The sequence below is a fragment of the Kribbella sp. NBC_00482 genome (assembly GCF_036013725.1).
GTDB lineage: Bacteria > Actinomycetota > Actinomycetes > Propionibacteriales > Kribbellaceae > Kribbella.
Genome location: NZ_CP107881.1, coordinates 408,970 through 424,862, shown reverse-complemented (window position 1 = coordinate 424,862; position 15,893 = coordinate 408,970). Strand labels below are relative to the sequence as shown.

At 68.1% G+C, this 15,893-nt stretch carries 16 protein-coding genes; 13 read left to right on the top strand and 3 right to left on the bottom strand.

Features of this window, described 5'->3' with window-relative positions; genetic code table 11:
• The first annotated feature begins 46 nt into the window (after nt 1-46).
• Genes glgC through OHB24_RS02020 form a run of 8 tightly spaced genes read left to right on the top strand, consistent with a single transcriptional unit; the run spans nt 47 to nt 7,974 of the window.
• A complete protein-coding gene (gene glgC, locus OHB24_RS02055) occupies nt 47-1,306 on the top strand; it encodes a glucose-1-phosphate adenylyltransferase (protein ID WP_327637198.1) in 1,260 nt (419 codons plus the stop codon).
• Nucleotides 1,303-2,535, top strand: a complete 1,233-nt coding sequence (kynU, locus tag OHB24_RS02050) for a kynureninase (protein ID WP_327637197.1) — start codon at nt 1,303-1,305, stop codon at nt 2,533-2,535. Before glgC ends, kynU begins: the two co-directional genes overlap by 4 nt.
• On the top strand, nt 2,532-3,830 hold the full coding sequence (locus tag OHB24_RS02045) for an FAD-dependent oxidoreductase (protein ID WP_327637196.1): 1,299 nt from the start codon (nt 2,532-2,534) through the stop codon (nt 3,828-3,830). The genes kynU and OHB24_RS02045 overlap by 4 nt, the downstream gene beginning before the upstream one ends.
• Nucleotides 3,827-5,329, top strand: a complete 1,503-nt coding sequence (locus OHB24_RS02040) for a 2-hydroxymuconic semialdehyde dehydrogenase (RefSeq protein WP_327637195.1) — start codon at nt 3,827-3,829, stop codon at nt 5,327-5,329. Before OHB24_RS02045 ends, OHB24_RS02040 begins: the two co-directional genes overlap by 4 nt.
• A complete protein-coding gene (locus tag OHB24_RS02035; protein WP_327637194.1) occupies nt 5,326-5,745 on the top strand; it encodes a RidA family protein in 420 nt (139 codons plus the stop codon). Before OHB24_RS02040 ends, OHB24_RS02035 begins: the two co-directional genes overlap by 4 nt.
• Nucleotides 5,746-5,747: 2 nt before the next feature.
• On the top strand, nt 5,748-6,263 hold the full coding sequence (locus OHB24_RS02030) for a 3-hydroxyanthranilate 3,4-dioxygenase (RefSeq protein WP_327637193.1): 516 nt from the start codon (nt 5,748-5,750) through the stop codon (nt 6,261-6,263).
• A complete protein-coding gene (locus OHB24_RS02025) occupies nt 6,260-7,255 on the top strand; it encodes an amidohydrolase family protein (protein WP_327637192.1) in 996 nt (331 codons plus the stop codon). The genes OHB24_RS02030 and OHB24_RS02025 overlap by 4 nt, the downstream gene beginning before the upstream one ends.
• Entirely contained in the window at nt 7,252-7,974 is a 723-nt protein-coding gene (locus tag OHB24_RS02020; RefSeq protein WP_327637191.1) for an alpha/beta hydrolase family protein, read from the top strand. The genes OHB24_RS02025 and OHB24_RS02020 overlap by 4 nt, the downstream gene beginning before the upstream one ends.
• A 3-nt stretch (nt 7,975-7,977) precedes the next feature.
• On the opposite strand, the gene OHB24_RS02015 is transcribed toward OHB24_RS02020, so the two are convergent.
• Both OHB24_RS02015 and OHB24_RS02010 read right to left on the bottom strand, forming a co-directional pair.
• Nucleotides 7,978-8,679, bottom strand: a complete 702-nt coding sequence (locus tag OHB24_RS02015) for an O-methyltransferase (RefSeq protein WP_327637190.1) — start codon at nt 8,677-8,679, stop codon at nt 7,978-7,980.
• A 150-nt stretch (nt 8,680-8,829) separates the two neighbouring features.
• On the bottom strand, nt 8,830-9,612 hold the full coding sequence (locus OHB24_RS02010) for a DeoR/GlpR family DNA-binding transcription regulator (RefSeq protein ID WP_327637189.1): 783 nt from the start codon (nt 9,610-9,612) through the stop codon (nt 8,830-8,832).
• Between the two features lie 119 nt (nt 9,613-9,731).
• On the opposite strand from OHB24_RS02010, the gene OHB24_RS02005 reads away from it, so the two are divergent.
• The 5 genes from OHB24_RS02005 (at nt 9,732) to OHB24_RS01985 (ending at nt 14,892) form a co-directional block, all read left to right on the top strand.
• A complete protein-coding gene (locus OHB24_RS02005) occupies nt 9,732-10,610 on the top strand; it encodes an SIS domain-containing protein (RefSeq protein WP_327637188.1) in 879 nt (292 codons plus the stop codon).
• 215 nt (nt 10,611-10,825) lie between these two features.
• Nucleotides 10,826-12,199 (top strand): extracellular solute-binding protein, encoded by a 1,374-nt coding sequence (locus tag OHB24_RS02000; RefSeq protein ID WP_327637187.1) that lies wholly within the window; start codon nt 10,826-10,828, stop codon nt 12,197-12,199.
• 1 nt (nt 12,200) lies between these two features.
• Nucleotides 12,201-13,160 carry a carbohydrate ABC transporter permease gene (locus OHB24_RS01995; protein WP_327637186.1) on the top strand — a complete coding sequence of 320 codons (960 nt, stop codon included), beginning with the start codon at nt 12,201-12,203 and terminating at the stop codon, nt 13,158-13,160.
• Nucleotides 13,157-14,044: a carbohydrate ABC transporter permease gene (locus OHB24_RS01990; RefSeq protein WP_327637185.1), complete on the top strand. Its 888-nt coding sequence runs from the start codon at nt 13,157-13,159 to the stop codon at nt 14,042-14,044. The genes OHB24_RS01995 and OHB24_RS01990 overlap by 4 nt, the downstream gene beginning before the upstream one ends.
• Nucleotides 14,041-14,892 carry an NAD-dependent epimerase/dehydratase family protein gene (locus OHB24_RS01985; RefSeq protein ID WP_327637184.1) on the top strand — a complete coding sequence of 284 codons (852 nt, stop codon included), beginning with the start codon at nt 14,041-14,043 and terminating at the stop codon, nt 14,890-14,892. The genes OHB24_RS01990 and OHB24_RS01985 overlap by 4 nt, the downstream gene beginning before the upstream one ends.
• Here the strand turns inward: OHB24_RS01985 and OHB24_RS01980 are convergent.
• Nucleotides 14,889-15,884, bottom strand: coding sequence for a LacI family DNA-binding transcriptional regulator (locus OHB24_RS01980; RefSeq protein WP_327637183.1), 996 nt, complete (start codon nt 15,882-15,884; stop codon nt 14,889-14,891). The two genes, OHB24_RS01985 and OHB24_RS01980, sit on opposite strands and share 4 nt — an antisense overlap.
• Between the last annotated feature and the right edge of the window lie 9 nt (nt 15,885-15,893).

The window sequence follows — 15,893 nt, the reverse complement described above, 5'->3', positions numbered from 1 at the left end:
CGCGCAAACGCTTATGTCCGCGGGTCGTCGGAGCTAAGGTGCGGACATGGCAAAGGCGCCCAGAGTTCTCGGAATCGTGCTGGCCGGTGGTGAGGGGAAGCGGTTGATGCCGCTGACGGCGGACCGGGCCAAACCGGCCGTGCCGTTCGGCGGCAGTTATCGCCTCATCGATTTCGTGCTGTCGAATTTGGTCAATGCGGGTTATCGAAATCTTTGCGTGCTGACGCAGTACAAATCGCATTCGCTGGACCGGCACGTCACGCTGACCTGGCGGATGTCCACCCTGCTCGGCAACTACGTGACCTGCGTCCCGGCCCAGCAGCGGCTCGGCCCGCAGTGGTACCAGGGCAGCGCGGACGCGATCTACCAGTCGATGAACCTGATCAAGGACGCCGACCCGGAGTACATCGTGGTCTTCGGCGCCGACCACGTGTACCGGATGGACGCGTCGCAGATGGTCGCCGCGCACATCGAGCGCGGGAACGGCGTGACCGTGGCCGGTATCCGGGTGCCGCGGGCCGAGGCGACCGAGTTCGGCGTGATCAAGACCGCCGCGGACGGGCACGCGATCGAGGAGTTCCTGGAGAAGCCGGCCGACCCGCCGGGACTGCCGGACTCGCCGGACGAGACGTTCGCGTCGATGGGCAACTACGTGTTCAGCCGGGACGTCCTGGTCGAGGCGCTGCGCAAGGACGCCGCCAACCCGGCGTCGCGGCACGACATGGGCGGCGACATCGTCCCGATGCTCGTTGCCGAGGGCAAGGCGGGCGTGTACGACTTCAAGGACAACGACGTACCGGGTGCGCTCGACCGGGACCACTCGTACTGGCGGGACGTCGGGTCGCTGGACTCGTACCACGAGGCGCACATGGACCTGGTGTCGATCCAGCCGGTGTTCAACCTGTACAACAACGACTGGCCGATCTTCACCTCGCACCCGCAGCTGCCGGGGGCGAAGTTCACCGACGACGCGACGGTCGGCGAGTCGATCGTCTGCCAGGGCTCGATCGTGTCCGGCGCGCATGTGGACCACTCGGTGATCGGGTCGAACGTGATCGTCAGCGCCGGCGCCGACATCCAGTACTCGGTGATCATGGACAACTGCAAGATCGGCAAGGACGTCGTGCTGAAGAACGTGATCCTGGACAAGAACATCGTGATCCCGGACGGCACCGAGATCGGCGTCGACCAGGACTACGACCGGGAACGCGGGTTCACGGTGTCCAAGGGCGGCGTGACAGTGCTCGGCAAGGGGCAGGTGATCGAGGCGCCCAAGGGTGCCGCCGACGAGGTTGCCGAGGCGTGACCCTTTCCGAGACGGAGGCACTGGAACTCGATGCCGCGGACCCGGGGCACCGGGAGCTGTTCGACGTACCGCCCGCGCAGGGTGGCGACTACCCGGAGGTCGCGTACTTCGCCGGGAACTCGCTCGGCCTGCGTCCGAAGGCGACCCGGTCCGAGCTGCTCGAGGACCTGGACTCGTGGGCGGCGCTCGGGGTCGAAGGACATCTGGACGCGGCCCGGCCGTGGTTGCCGTACCACGAGCTGCTGACCGGTCCCGCGTCACGGCTCGTCGGCGCGTTGCCGAGCGAGACGGTCGTGATGAACACGCTCACCGTCAACCTGCACCTGTTGATGGTGTCGTTCTACCGGCCGACGCGGTCCCGGCACCGGATCGTCATCGAGGACTCGGCGTTCCCCTCGGACAGTTACGCCGTACGGTCGCAGGTCGAGTTCCACGGGTACGACGCGGAGGATGCGGTGATCCGGTTGCGTCCACGACCGGGGGAGAACAGTCTGCGTACGGCGGATGTCGTCGAGCAGCTCGGTGGCGACGTGGCGCTCGTACTCCTGGGCGGCGTGAACTATCTGACCGGTGAGCTGATGGATATCCCCACGATCACGAAGGCCGGTCACGCGGCCGGGGCGATCGTCGGGTGGGACCTCGCGCACGCGGCCGGGAACGTGCCGCTCGCGTTGCACGACTGGGACGTGGACTTCGCGGCCTGGTGCTCGTACAAGTACTTGAACTCAGGTCCGGGGGCGATCGCCGGTGCGTTCGTGCACGAGCGGCATCTCGGCGCGGACCTGCCGCGGTTCGAGGGCTGGTGGAGCACCGACGCGAAGACGCGGTTCGAGATGACGCCGGAGTCCCGGCCGCCGGCGACCGCGGACGCGTGGCAGGTGTCGAACCCGCCGATCTTCTCGATGAGCCCGGTGCGGACGTCGCTGGAGATCTTCGACAAGGTCGGCATCGAGGTACTACGGGAGCGGAGCGTGCGGTTGACGGCGTACCTGTCGAACCTGCTGGACGGTTTCGAGGTCATCACACCGACTGATCCGGCGCGACGTGGTGCCCAGTTGTCGGTGCGGGTGCCCGGGGCCGGCGAGCTGTCGCGGCGGTTGCGGTTCGAGTACGGCGTGATTGCGGACTCGCGGGAGCCCGACGTACTGCGGTTCGCGCCGGTGCCGTTGTACTCGACGTACCACGACTGCTGGCGGGCCGGGACGGCGTTGGCCGAGGTGACGGCATGAAGGTCGCGATCGTCGGCGCCGGACTGACCGGTTCGCTGCTCGCGTGTTTCCTCGCACGCCGCGGCCTGACCGTGACGCTGTACGAGCGGCGTCCGGATCCTCGGGTCGCGCAGGTGGAACGCGGCCGGTCGATCAACCTGGCGATCTCCGAACGCGGGCTGGACGCGTTGCGGCGGATCGACCTGGTCGACGAGGTGATGGCGGACGCGCTGCCGATGAAGGGCCGGATGATCCATCCGGTGTCCGGGCCGCTGGACTTCCAGGCGTACTCGGCGTCCGGCGACCGGGCGATCAACTCGATCAGCCGGGGTGTACTGAACAACGCGTTGCTGTCGGCGGCCTCGGCTGCGCCTGGTGTGTCGGTGGAGTTCGAGCATCGGTTGGTGGAGCTGGATTCGGCCGCCGGGCAGATGGTGTTCGCGACGCCCTCCGGGAAGGTGTCGGTCGCGGCGGATGTAGTGCTGGGGGCTGACGGCGCCGGATCCGCGGTCCGCGAGCAACTGCTTGCCGAGGGCATCGTCGCGGAGGACGTCGACTTCCTCGACTACGGGTACAAGGAGCTGTCGATCCCCGCGGCGCTTGGTGAGTTCGCGCTGGATCCCGGCGCGCTGCACATCTGGCCGCGCGGTACGTCGATGATGATCGCCCTGCCGAACCCGGACCGCTCGTTCACCTGCACGCTGTTCTGGCCGGCCGGATCGTTCGACGCGCTCACGACGACGACCGCCATCGAGGAGCACTTCCGGGTGAACTATCCCGATCTGTTGCCGTTGGCACCGGATCTGGTCGACGACTACCTGAACAACCCGGTCGGCGTCCTCGGGACCGTGCACACGCTGCCGTGGCAGGCCCACGGACGTACGGCGTTGCTCGGCGACGCGGCGCACGCGATCGTGCCGTTCTACGGGCAGGGCGCGAACTGCGCCTTCGAGGACGTGGTCGAACTGGACCGCTGCCTGGCCGACACGGGCGGCTCGTGGGCGCGGGCGTTGCCGTTGTTCGAGACCCGGCGGCGCGAGAACACCGAGGCGATCGCGGAGATGGCCCTGGCGAACTTCGTCGAGATGCGCGACAAGGTCGCCTCACCTGTCTTCCGCCTCCAGAAACGCGTCGAGCATCTGCTGGAACGGCTCCTCCCCGGCACGTACGTCTCCCGCTACGAGCTCGTGTCGTTCTCCACCACGCCGTACGCCGAAGTCCAACGCCGAGTGCACCGCCAGCACCAGTTGCTCGGTGCGGCGGCGGTCGCGTCGGCCGGGGTCCTGCTCGGACTTGTTCGGAGGCGACGACGGTGAGCCTGTGGTCGCCTGAGCTGCTGACCGGACAACCCAGTTCTGTGGGGTTGTTGCGGCACTTCGTCGGGGGATCGTTCGTGGAGAGCGCCTCGCGCTTCGCGAAGGTCTCGCCGGTGACCGGGCAGCAGATCTTCGATGTCTGCGAGGCCGACGAGTCGACTGTGGACGCCGCGGTTGGTGCTGCTCGGCAGGCTTTGAACGGTCCGTGGGGGCGGATGAGTGAGCAGGAGCGGGCCGTCGTACTGCGGCGGGTCGCGGACGGGCTGGAGCGGCGGTTCGAGGATCTCGTGGCAGCGGAGGTCGGCGACACCGGGAAGTCGATCAGCCAGGCGCGCACGCTGGATATCCCGCGCGGTGCCGCGAACTTCCGTGCGTTCGCGGATTTCGCGACGACGGTTCCGACCGAGTCGTACACGACCGTGCTCCCGGACGGGCGGCGGGCGGTGAACTACGCCGTACGGAAGCCGGTCGGGGTGGTGGCGATCGTCGTACCGTGGAATCTTCCGTTGCTCCTACTCACGTGGAAGGTTGCACCGGCGCTTGCCTGTGGCAACGCGGTGGTGGTGAAACCGTCCGAGGAGACGCCGTCGTCGGCGACCGTACTCGCCGAGGTGATCGCGGAGGCCGGCGTACCTGATGGTGTCTTCAACCTGGTGCACGGGTTCGGGCCGTCGTCGGCGGGGGAGTACCTCACGCGGCACCCGGGCGTGGATGCGATCACGTTCACCGGGGAGTCCGCGACCGGTACGTCGATCGCGAAGGTGGCGGCGGACCGGGTCAAGGCGGTGTCCTTCGAACTCGGCGGGAAGAACGCGGGCCTGATCTTCGCCGACTCCTCGTTGGACGACGCGGTCGAGGGATCGGTGCGGTCGGTCTTCACGAACGGCGGGCAGGTCTGCCTGTGCACGGAACGCCTGTATGTACAGCGATCCGTGTACGACGAGTTCACTGAGCGCCTCGCCGTGCGCGCCAATGAGCTGACGTACGGCTGGCCCGCCGACGAGGCCACGATGAACATGCCGCTGATCTCGAAACAGCACCGCGACAAGGTGCTGTCGTACTACGATCTCGCGCGAGCTGAGGGCGCCGAGGTGCTGGCCGGCGGCGGCGTACCGACGTTCGGCGACGCCCGCGACGGCGGTTGCTACGTGCAACCAACTGTCGTCACCGGGCTTGGGGCGGACGCCCGGACGAACCGCGAGGAGATCTTCGGCCCGATCTGCCATATCGCGCCCTTCGACACCGAGGAAGAGGCCTACGCGCTCGCCAACTCCTCCGACTACGGGCTGGCGGCAACTGTCTGGACCCGCGACGTCGGCAGGGCCCATCGCGCCGGTGCAGCGCTCGACGTGGGGTTGTGCTGGATCAACACCTGGTTCCTCCGCGACCTCCGCACGCCCTTCGGGGGCGTGAAGCTGTCGGGCATCGGGCGCGAAGGCGGCCGCCATTCCTTGGACTTCTACACCGAGATCACCAACGTCTGCGTGGAGCTTTCATGACCGTCGTACCGGGGAAGGCGACGCCGCGGGGGCGGTTTCCGCATGTGAAGGTGGCGGGTGGGTTCGCGTTCGTTTCGGGGACGTCGAGCCGGCGGCCGGACAACTCGATCGCGGGTGCCTCGGTGGACGCGATGGGCACCGTCGAGCTGGACATCCGGGTGCAGACGCGGGCGGTGCTGGAGAACATCCGGGACGTGCTCGGGGCGGTCGGGGCCGGGCTGGAGGATCTCGTCAGCGTGACGACGTACCTGGTGTCGATGAACGACTTCGGTGGGTACAACGAGATCTATGGTGAGTTTTTCGACGAGTCAGGGCCTTCGCGCACGACCGTCGCAGTACATCAGCTGCCGCATCCCCAGCTGCTGATCGAGATCCAGGCTGTTGCGGCGATCCCGCGACATTCGAAGGAGGAATAGGTATGGCGAACTTGGAGTCGACGAACTTTCCGCAATGGGTCGAGGAGAACAAGCACCTGCTGAAGCCGCCCGTCGGCAACAAGCAGATGTTCCCGACCGGGGACGACTTCATCACGATGGTGGTCGGCGGCCCGAACCAGCGCACCGACTTCCACGTCGACCCGTACGAGGAGTTCTTCTACCAGATCTCCGGCGAGCTCAAGGTCAACGTCATGACCGACGACGGCCCGGCGACCGTCGCGGTGAACGCCGGCGAGATGTGGGTGCTGCCGCGGAACATGCCGCACTCGCCACAGCGCGGCCCGAACTCGATCGGCCTGGTGATCGAGCGAGTCCGGGAGCCCGGCGTACTGGAGAAGTTCCGCTGGTACTGCGCCAACTGCAACGCGATCGTGCACGAGGTCGAGCTGCAGGTGACCGATATCGTCGCGGACCTGCCGCCCGTGTTCAAAGCCTTCTACGAGAGCGAAGACGCACGCACCTGCCCCGAGTGCGGCACGCTGCACCCGGGTAAATGACCGTAGACGTCCACACGCATCTGGTCCCGCACGGATGGCCCGACCTCTCGGCGGCGTGCGGCGGCGACGGCTGGCCGTGGCTGCGGATCGACTCCGAACGAGCCGCGATGATCATGATCGGCGAGACCGAGTTCCGCCCGGTCGGACCGCAGGCCTGGGATCCCGCCGTACGGCGTGCCGATATGGATGCCGATGGCATCGATCTCCAGGTGGTGTCGCCGACCCCGGTGTTCTTCGGGTACGAACGTCCGGCCGCGCAGGCCGTCAAGCTGGCCGAGATCTTCAACGACCTCACCCTGGAGACGCTGGCCGGTGACGACCGGTTCGTGCCGTTCTGCCAGGTGCCGTTGCAGGATCCGGACCTGGCCTGTGCCGAACTGGACCGCTGCCGGGCGGCCGGACATGTCGGCGTCGAGATCGGCAACCACGTCGGCGACAAGGACCTCGACGACGCCGGGATCGTTGCCTTCCTCAACCATTGCGCGGAGACCGGTACGCCGGTGCTGGTGCATCCGTGGGACATGCCGGGCGGGCCGCGGCTGGATCGCTGGATGGCGCGCTGGCTGACCGGGATGCCGGCCGAGACGCATCTGTCGCTGGTGGCGATGATCCTGGGCGGGGCGTTCGACCGGTTGCCGCCTGCCTTGAGGATCTGTTTCGCCCACGGAGGCGGGAGTTTCGCGTTCTGGCTCGGGCGGCTGGAGAACGCGTGGCACCGGCGCGGGGACATCGTCCGTGGTTGCTCCGAGCACCCACCGTCGGCGTACCTGGACCGGATCCTGGTCGACACGGTCGTGTTCGAATCAGCGCCTTTGCGGCTACTTGTCGATACCTTGGGGGAAGACCGCGTTCTGGTCGGCAGTGACTATCCCTATCCACTGGGCGAGCGGCCGGTCGGGCAGGTGGTACGGAAGGCCGGCTTCCTGACCGCGGAGCAGCAGCACAAACTGCTGACTCTGAACGCCCTGAGCTACCTCGGGAGGTCGGAATGAGTGAGGACCGATCAGTACTGTCGCGTAAGGCGCCCGAGCCGGACGAGGAGTTGCGGTACGGCGACCACGTGGACCAGGTGATCGACTACTGGCACGCGAAGGAGTACCGGCCGCTGGTGGTGTTCGTGCACGGCGGGTTCTGGCGGCCGCAGTACGACCGGGTGCACGCCCGTTCGCTCGGCGCAGCGCTGTCCGACCTCGGTTGGCCGGTCGTGTCCCTGGAGTACCGCCGCGAGCCCGGCAACCCGGACGTGACGACCAGCGATATCCGTACGGCGCTGGAGGCGCTACCCGACCTGGTGGACGTGCACGCGGGCTACGTGCTGATGGGACACTCCGCCGGCGGCCAACTCGTACTGTGGGCCGCGTCGACGCTCAACCCGGTCCGGCTCCGCGGTGTGGTCGCCCTGGCCCCCGTAGCCGACCTCCTCAAGGCTGACCGCGAGCACATCGGCGAGGGCGCCGTACAGGACTTCATCGGCGGCGGCGTCCGCAACGACCTGGACCCGGCCCACCTCCCCGCCTCCATAGCCCCGGTCACCCTCATCCACGGCACCAGCGACACAGTCGTCCCCATCACCATCACCGAGTCCTACTTCACCGCGCACCCCACCGCCCACTTCCACCGCATCCCCCACAGCGGCCACTACGAACTGATAGACCCCCAAACCGAGCCCTGGCACGAAGTAACCACCGAACTAACCCGCCTGACCAGCTAGCTGCTACTTCAGGCGTTTGGCGGCGGTGAGGAGGCCGTCGGAGGTGGGGAGGAGGGCTGAGACCAGGTTGTCGTCGTCTCGGACGGCGCGGATGAGGTCTCGGAGGGCCATGGTGTCGGGGTCGCGGCGGGCGGGGTCGGCTACTCGGCCGGCGGTGAGGATGCCGGCGAAGGCGACGATGCCGCCGGGGCGGAGCAGGCGGAGTGCTTCGTGCAGGTACGCCGTGTTCTCGCGGCGGTCCGCGTCGCAGAAGACCAGGTCGTAGTGACCGTCGGTGAGCCGGGTGACCACGTCCAGCCCGGCGCCGGCGATCAGGCGGAACCGGTTCGACGCGACGCCGGCGTCCAGGAACGTCTTGCGCGCGAGCCGCTGGTTCTCCGCGTCGATGTCGACCGTGGTGAGCGTGCCGTCGGCGCGCATGCCGCGAAGCAGCGCGAGCCCGGAGACGCCGGTCCCGGTGCCGATCTCGACGACCGCCTTCGCACCCACGCCGGCGGCGAGCAGGCTCAGCGCGGCAGCCGCGCCGGGGCCGATCGGGGCGACACCGCTGTCCGCGGCGCTCGCCCGCGCACCGGTGACGACCTCGTCCTCACCGGTGTAGTCCTCGGCGTACGCCCAGGACGTCGGGTCGATGCCGGTGGCGATGGCGTCCTCCCAGTGATCGGCAGAGTGGTCGGCGGAACGGTGTGCGGCTGCGGTACCCATGCTGAACCGAAGCCTAGCGGCTGGAGGTCCGCTTTCCGTGATGCACGCGCGGAGGTTGCGCACTCTTGCTCATAACAACCTTGCGGTGATCAGATATGATCGTCTCTTGGAGACGTGACTCACCTGTTGAGGGAGGTGTGGGGAGTGGGATCAGGCGCGGATGACGTCGATGCCGGCTTCTTTGAAGACGCCGAGTTGCGAGTCGTCGGCCTGGGCGTCGGTGACGAGCGTGTCGATCTCGCTCAGCTCGCAGATCCGGGCGAAGGCCCGCTGCCCGAGCTTGGAGGAGTCGGCCACCACGACCACCTTCGCGGCCCGGCTGACGATCAGCTGGTTGATGTTCGCCTCGCCCTCGTGATGAGCGGTGGCGCCGGTCTCGTCGATCCCGTCGACGCCGATGAAGGCGATGTCCAGCGAAAGGTCGGACAGGATCCGGTGCGACAGCGGGCCGATCATCTCGTAGGACTGCGGCCGCGCGACGCCGCCGGTCAGCACCATCTTCACGTGCGGCCGGACGATCAGCTCGTTGGCGATGTTCAGCGCGTTCGTGACGAGCGTGAACGCCGGCTCACCGTGCTCCGCGGACAGCTCCGGCCGGGTCGCCAGCGTCCGCGCCACCTCGGAGATCGTGGTCCCGCCGTTCATCCCGATCACCATGCCGCGACGGACCAGCGTGGCCGCCGCTTGCGCGATTCGCTGCTTCTCGGACGCGAAACGCGCAGTCTTGTAGCGCAGCGGCAGGTCGTACGACACCGCGTTGGCGACCGCGCCGCCGCGGGTCCGGGTGAGGAGCTGCTGCTTGCCGAGATGGTCCAGGTCACGCCTGATCGTGGCCGCGGACACATGCAACTGCTCGGCGAGCTCGTCGACGTCGATGGCGCCCTTTTCGGCGAGCGACTCGAGCAAGGTGTTGAGGCGTTCATAACGCTTCACCCGGGGCTCCTCCTTCACACAATCGGTCAGCCCGGTGGCGGCTGGTTGGCACCATTCGATCACGTTCGAGCAGTTTCGACCATGAGAAGTGCGGAGACGACATGACGCAGCAGCCATTTGTGAGCACTGAGATCGCCACTCAGCCGGACCTTTGGCGGCAGGTCTCGGACGGTTTCGCGCAATCCGACAGTGCAGAGTTCAGGGCACTTCCGCAAGCCGGTCAGCGGGTCGCCGCGGTCGGTTGCGGCACCTCGTGGTTCATGGCGATGGCGTACGCCGCGCTGCGCGAGGACCTCGGCCAGGGCGAGACCGACGCGTTCGCCGGATCCGAGTTCCCGGCGGGCCGTTCGTACGACGTCGTGGTGGTGATCAGCCGCTCCGGTACGACGACCGAGGTGCTCGACCTGATCCGCGCGACCGACGTACCGACCGTGGCGATCACCGCGACGCCGGGCTCGCCGATCGTCGAGTTGGCCGACCGGACGATCATGCTCGACTTCGCCGACGAGCAGTCCGTGGTGCAGACCCGGTTCGCGACGACCACGCTGGCGCTGCTGCGCGCGTCGCTCGGTGAGGACCTGTCGAAGGCCGCTGCGGACGCTCAGACCGCACTGACCGTCGACGTGGACGACCTGGCCAAGCTCGAGCAGGTCACGTACCTCGGCACCCGGTGGACCGTTGGCCTGGCGCACGAGGCCGGACTCAAGCAGCGTGAGGCCGCGTCGGCGTGGACCGAGGCGTACCCGGCGATGGACTACCGGCACGGTCCGATCGCGATCGCGCAGCCCGGCCGCGGCGTCTGGATCTTCGGCGAGCCGCCGGCGGGCCTGCTGGACGACGTCAAGGCCACCGGCGCGACCATCGTCCACCACGCCGACCTCGACCCGATGGCGTCCCTCGTCATCGCCCAGCGCGTCGCGGTAGCCAAGTCGCTGGCCCTCGGCCTCAACCCCGACCAGCCCCGCAGCCTCTCCCGCTCCGTAATCCTCGACGCCTGACCGCAGCAGTCATCGGGGACTCAAGGGTCCACCCCAGCGCGGTGTAGAGCGCCCGCCCGTCCCCAGTCGCAACCAGTACGCCGGTGCTCGCACCGGCGTACTGCGCTGCCGCGGACAGAGCAGTCGTAGAGCCGAGGTCTAGCATTTGCGAAAGCGCTTGCGCTACTCTGCGGAACGGCCGGCTCGCACGCCGCCATCCCTGCTGAGGAGTTCCGATGAACCGACCCGCAATCCGTTCCATCGCAGCGCTGTCGACGTCCCTGACCCTGCTGGCAGGACTGGTGGCCTGCTCGAGCAGCCCGTCCTCGTCCGGCGAAACCGGCGCCTCCGGACAGCTGACGATCACGGTCGGTGACCGGCCGAGTAGCTCCGATCCGCAGAACCGAGCGCAGTACGACCAGCGGGTTGCCGCGTTCGAGAAGGCGAATCCGGACATCAAGCTCGATCCGGTCGAGACGATCTGGGACCCGACCACCTTCCAGGCGCAGGCGGCCGGCGGGCAGTTGCCCGACGTACTGAACGTGCCGTTCACCGAGCCGCAGGGCATGATCGCCCGCAAGCAGGCCGCGGACCTCACCAAGGCCCTTAAGGACGACGGCCTGCTGGACGAGCTGAACCCGACCGTGCTGAAGATCGGCCAGGACCAGGCCGGCAACGTGTACGCCGTCCCAACCGCGGCGTACTCGGTCGGGCTGATCTACAACCGGGACCTGTTCACCAAGGCCGGGCTCGACCCGGACAAGCCGCCGGCGACCTGGGACGAGGTCCGGGCCGCCGCGAAGAAGATCGCGACCGCGACCGGGGCGGCCGGCTACGCGCAGATGACCACGAGCAATACCGGCGGCTGGATGTTCACCACCCAGACGTACTCGTACGGCGGCACGATCGAGAACGCGGATGGCACCCAGGCGACGTTCGACGACGCGCCGTCCAGGGCCGCCCTGCAGGCGCTGCACGACATGAAGTGGGTCGACCAGTCGATGGGCAAGACCGTGCTCTACGACATCAACGGCATCTCGCAGGCGTTCGCGGCCGGCAAGATCGGCATGTACATGTCCGCGCCGGACGCGTACCGCACCCTGGTTACCACCAACGGGCTCAAGGCGTCCGCGTTCGGCATCGGCCCGCTGCCCCAGCAGGGCGGCGACCACGGCACCCTCAGCGGCGGCAGCGTCCAGATCGTCAGCCCGAGTACGACGGACGCCGAGCGCGCCGCCGCGGTCAAGTGGATCACGTTCAACTACCTGAACAAGTACGTCGACCAGGACGCGGCGGTCACCGCTGCCAAGGCCGGCGTCGCGTCGAAGCTGCCAGTGGGTGTTCCCGGACTTCCGGTGGTCAGCGCGGATCAGTACTCGACGTACCAGTCCTGGATCAAGCCCTACGTCAACGTGCCGCTGGCGAACTTCGTGCCGTACACGAAGGTGGCGACCGACCAGAAGATCGTTCCCGAGCCGCCGGTCAAGGCGCAGGAGGTCTACGCGGCGCTGGACCCGGTCGTGCAGACCGTGCTCGGCAACGAGAAGGCCGATATCCCGGCCCTGCTGACGAAGGCCGCCGCCACTGTGAACGCCAAGCTCGGGCGCTGAGTTGCCCACCGCAACTACCACGAGCCGGGCAGCCGGTGTCCCGGCCGGTCGCCGGGACACCGCCCGGGAGCGGGTGAACCGAGTGCTGCTCCGGCGGGCGCGGAACGGGATCCCGGCGGTGGTGTTCGCCCTGCCGGTGCTGCTGATCTTCCTGCTCTTCTCCTGGGGTCCGATCGTCCGCGGCCTGGTGATGAGCCTGCAGCAGACCAACCTCATCGATCCGGTCCGCTGGGTCGGTCTGGAGAACTTCCGGTACGTGCTGACCGATCCCGCGGTCGGTCAGGCGTCCCTGAACACGGTGTGGTTCACGCTGCTGGCCCTGCTGTTCGGCTTCCCCCTGCCGATTCTGCTGGCGATGTTCCTGTCCGAGCTCCGCGGCCGGAACTGGGCTTACACGACGCTCGCCTACCTGCCGGTGATCACGCCGCCGGTGGTGGCGATCCTGCTGTGGCGGTTCTTCTACGAGCCGTCGTCGAGCGGGCTGTTCAACAGCATCTTCGGCGTGGTCGGACTGGGCCCGTTCCCGTGGCTCGACAGTCCGGGATCTGCGATGCCGTCGATCGTGCTGGAGGCGACCTGGGCCGGCGCCGGGAACGCTGTGATCATCTATCTGGCCGCGCTGACCTCGGTCCGAGCCGATCTCTACGAGGCGGCCGAGTTGGACGGCGCCGGCGTACTCAGGCGGGTCTGGCACGTGATGTTGCCGCACCTGCGGGGCGTCCTGCTGCTGATGCTGTTGCTGCAGGTGATCGGGACCATGCAGCTGTTCACCGAGCCTCTCCTGTTCACCGGGGGAGGGCCGCAGGGCGCGACCACGACGATCCTGTTGCTGATCTACAACTACGCGTTCGTCAACGGCGACTACGGCGCGGCGACGGCGTTGAGCGTCTTGCTGGCCGTGGTGCTCGCCGTACTGTCGGCCGGCTTCCATCTCGCGACCCGCGGCTGGAGCGACGGATGAGCGACGTCGAGCGCGGTGCGCTGTCGGACGCGGACCGCAACCAGGCCAGGATCCGCGTGCCCTTCCTGATCGCGCGTGTCCTGGTCCTCATCGGCCTCCTGGTGGCCGGCCTCGGCCCGCTGCTGTGGTTGCTCAAGGCCTCGATCTCGCCGACCCAGGACAGCATTCGGGAACCACTCGCGCTGTTCCCGTCCGGCGAGGTCCAGTGGCAGAACCTCGCGACCGCCTGGCAGCAGGGCCACATCGGCTATTACCTGGGCAACACCGCGATCATCGCGGCCGGTACGGCGTTCACTTCGTTGATCGTCTGTACGACGGCCGGCTATGTGCTGAGTGTGCTCCGTCCGAGGTGGGGACCGCTGTTGTCGGCGGCGATCCTGGTCACGCTGTTCGTCCCGCACATCGTCTCGCTCGTCCCGCTGTACCTGACCGTGCTGAAACTTCCGGTGGTCCACGCCAACCTGACCAACACGTTCTGGGCGGTCTGGTTGCCACCGGCGGCCAGTGCGTTCAACGTGCTGATCGTGAAGCGTTTCTTCGACGGCATCCCACGCGAGTACTTCGAGGCGGCCCGGATCGACGGAGCCGGTGCGCTGCGGGTGTTCACCTCGCTCGTGCTCCCGCTGTCGCGTCCGATCCTCGGCGTCGTCGTACTCCTGAGCATCATCTCGTCCTGGAAGGACTATCTGTGGCCGTTGCTGGTGCTGACGAATCCCGATCTGCAACCGGTCTCGGTGGCGTTGCCCAAGATCGCCAAGGTGACGGAGCTCAACATCCAGTTGGCGGGGCTGTTCCTGGCCCTGCTGATCCCGGTGGCGTTGTTCCTGGTCTTCCAGCGGGCGTTCCTGCGCGGGGTCGGCCTGTCCGGCGGAATCAAAGCGTGAAGCGGGTCCTGGTCACCGGAGCCGACGGGTCCATCGGCCGGGCGGCGGTCACCGGACTCCGTGCGTCCGGTTACCAAGTCACCGGCCTGGCTCTGAGCTACGAACAATCCAGTACGGCGGACCGCCCGTTGATCGGGGACGCACGATCACCGGCGGACGTCGCCGCCGCGATGGACGAGGTGGACGCCGTACTGCATCTGGCGGCGATTCCGCACCCGAGCCTGGGGACGCCGGAGGAGGTGTTCGACAACAACGTGACGGCGACGTTCACCGTGCTCGCCCAGGCCGGGCAGCGCGGGATCGACCGGGTGGTGATCGCGAGCAGTATCAACGCGTTCGGCGTACCGATGAACGTGCATCCGGTGGTGCCGGCGTACTACCCGCTGGACGAGGAGGTCGGTGCCGACATCGCCGACGCGTACTCGTTGTCGAAGAGTGTCGACGAGCAGAGCGCGCGGATGGCGTGGCGACGGTGGGGGACGAAGGTGATCGCGCTGCGCTTTCCGCTGGTGAAGAACCGGGAGAAGTTGCTCGAGATCGCGGCCAAGGTGGCGGTGGACCCGACGGTGATGGCTCGCGAAGGCTGGGCCTACCTCGACGAGCGGGACGCGGTGAGCGCGATCATCGCCGCGCTCGAATCGCCAGCGCCGGGAGCGCACGTCGTCGGACTGGCAGCCGACGACATCCTGCTGGATCGGCCCACGGCTGAGCTGCTCCGTGAGTACGCCCCCACCGTTCCGCTGCGCCACCCGGTGACGGGTCGTGGCTCGCTGGTCGACACCAGCCGCGCTCGCGACCTCCTCGGTTTCACTCCCCGCCACTCCGTCCACACAGCCGACGCGGGCTAGGCGGTGTCGGCGATGACTACGTGAGGGGCGACGTACTGGATGCCGGGCTTGGGGTCTGGGTCGAGGAGTTGGGCGGCGACTCGGCGGCCGATCTCCTCGAGGCCGACGTCGATCGTGGTGAGGTGACGGGAGACCCGCTGGTCGTGCATCAGCTGCTCCCAGTTGTCGACGCCGATCAGCGCCACGTCGCCGGGCACGTCCCGGCCGGCCATCCGTAGGCCACGCTCGGCTCCGCGAGCGATCGCGTCGCTGCCGCAGAAGATCGCGTCGACGTCGGGCGCGTCGGCCAGCACCTCGCGGACGGCCTCCTCACCCCAGTTCTCCCGCCAGCGGCCGAAGCGCACCGGGGTCACCCAGTCGAGCCCGGCATCAGCCAGGACCGCGCCGGCTCCGGCTGCTCGTTTGACTGCGGCAGCGTCGTTGGGTTCGGCGGTCAGGTGGGCGATCCGGCGGCGGCCCGTCGACAGCAGATGGGTCATCGCCAGCCGGCCGATCTGGTCGTCGTCGGAGGTGATGGTGACGTCGTCCGGGTCCTCGGTGAAGGTGAACGCGTAGGTCACCGGTACGTCGAACCGATCGGTGATCGAAGGCGCCGGGAACGACGTCCCGGTGCCGATCACGATCACGCCGTCGATCCGGCGGGCGCGCAATTGCAGCACGCTCTCGGTGATGTCGTGCTCGCCGAGGCGGGCGTCGTACAGCAGGATCGCCTGCTCGCGGGCGCCGAGCTCGGTGGCCGCGGTGGCGAGCACGACCCGGGTGAACGGGTTCGAGGCGCGGTAGGTGAGCACGCCGATCGTCTGGCTGCGGCCGCGGGCGAACGAGCGGGCCAGCGCGTTGTGCCGGAAGCCGAGCCGGTCGGCGGTGACGCGGACGTGTTCGCGGGTGGCCGCGGAGATCCGGTCGGTGCCGTTCAACGCCTTCGAGGCGGTCGACAGCGACACCCCCGCGGCGGCAGCCACGTCGGACAAGGTGATCAGCTCATCGGCCATGCCCTCATC